At 67.7% G+C, this 1450-nt stretch carries 3 protein-coding genes; all 3 read left to right on the top strand.

The annotated features are described in order from the left end of the window. The first annotated feature begins 335 nt into the window (after positions 1–335). Positions 336–461, top strand: a complete 126-nt coding sequence (locus tag ABTU92_RS29285; protein ID WP_408095069.1) for a hypothetical protein — start codon at positions 336–338, stop codon at positions 459–461. A gap of 13 nt (positions 462–474) precedes the next feature. Next, the gene (locus ABTU92_RS29280; RefSeq protein ID WP_408095068.1) at positions 475–564 is read left to right on the top strand and encodes a K(+)-transporting ATPase subunit F; all 90 of its coding nucleotides are present in this window, start codon (positions 475–477) and stop codon (positions 562–564) included. Positions 565–574: 10 nt separating this feature from the next. Continuing rightward, a partial coding sequence (gene kdpA / locus ABTU92_RS29275; protein ID WP_408095067.1) for a potassium-transporting ATPase subunit KdpA occupies positions 575–1450 on the top strand: 876 nt, incomplete at its 3' end.

Raw genomic sequence — 1450 nt, 5'->3', positions numbered from 1 at the left:
TCCATCCGCGGTCGCAGGCCGCGGTCGCGGACCATCTCCGGTCCGCCACGGGAAAACGACGAACGGGCCCGACCCTGTTCGGCGTGCCGTGCGAAGATGCCCATCGACGCATAGGGATTCGAGACGGGTCGGCCGGGAACCTCATAAGCGCCGCATAAGCGTCCGGCCCGCGGCCCGGGCGGTCCCGCGGCCTCCGACGGGCGGCCGGTCTTTATGGAATTCCTATGCGGCGGCTCGGCGACCCCACTCGAATTCATACGGGCCCGCATGCCATCTGACATGCGTCGGCTGCGCAGGTCGACACGCACCGACCGGCGCGCCTTCGACGAAGCAGGATGCGGACGCGCGCCGCCGCCGCCGCGCCAGGAGCAAGATCCATGATGGACGTCGTCGTGCTCGCGATCGGCCTCGGCCTGCTCGGCCTGACGATCGGCTACGCCTACGCCTGCGAGTGGCTGTGAGGAGGACGCCCCGATGATCGTCGACTATTGGCTCGGCGCCGTCGTGACCGCCGGTCTCCTCGTCTATCTCGGCTTCGCATTGCTGAAGCCGGAGCGATTCTGAGAGCGCCGCCATGACCCTGATCGGATGGATCCAGATCGCGATCTTCTGCGCGATCGTCGTCGCGCTGACCAAGCCGCTCGGCTGGTACATGACCCGCGTGCTCACGGGTGAATGGACGCCGTTGTCGCCGGTGCTGCGGCCGCTCGAGATCGCACTCTATCGCGTGTCCGGCGTCGACGAGACGCGCGAGCAGCACTGGCTGACCTACACGGTCGCGATGCTGCTCTTCCACGTCGCCGGGTTCCTGCTGCTCTATGCGCTGTTGCGCCTGCAGGGCCTGCTGCCGTTCAACCCGCAGGACATGACGGCGGTGCCGCCCGAGCTGTCCTTCAACACCGCGGTCAGCTTTCTCACCAACACCAACTGGCAGAACTACGGCGGCGAGAGCACGCTGTCGTACCTCACCCAGATGGCCGGCCTGACCGTGCACAACTTCGTCTCCGCCGCGACCGGCATCGCCGTCGCGTTCGCGCTGATCCGCGGCTTCGCCCGCGGCTCGGCCCGGACGGTCGGCAACTTCTGGGTCGACCTCGTCCGCTGCACCCTCTACGTGCTGCTGCCGATCTCTTTCGTCCTTGCGCTGGTCCTGGTGTGGCAGGGCATCCCGCAGACGCTCGGGCCCTCTGTCGAGGCCACAACCCTCGAAGGCGCCAAGCAGACGATTGCCGTGGGCCCGGTGGCCTCCCAGGTCGCCATAAAAATGCTCGGCACCAACGGCGGCGGCTTCTTCAACGCCAATGCGGCGCATCCGTTCGAGAACCCGACCGCATTGTCGAACCTCGTCCAGATGGTGGCGATCTTCGCGCTCGGCGCGGCGCTGACCAACGTGTTCGGCCGCATGGTCGGCGACCAGCGCCAGGGCTGGGCGCGTGCTGGTCGCCATGGG

Source organism: Rhodoplanes sp. SY1, from assembly GCF_046000175.1.
Taxonomy (GTDB): domain Bacteria; phylum Pseudomonadota; class Alphaproteobacteria; order Rhizobiales; family Xanthobacteraceae; genus Rhodoplanes.
The sequence above is the reverse complement of the archived record's forward strand: the minus strand, read 5'-3'. Positions and strand labels throughout refer to the sequence as shown.

Coding starts and splice junctions, on each gene's coding strand:
- ABTU92_RS29285 (WP_408095069.1), top strand. CDS start 336: ATGCGGACGCGCGCCGCCGCCGCCGCGCCAGGAGCAAGATCCATGATG.
- ABTU92_RS29280 (WP_408095068.1), top strand. CDS start 475: ATGATCGTCGACTATTGGCTCGGCGCCGTCGTGACCGCCGGTCTCCTC.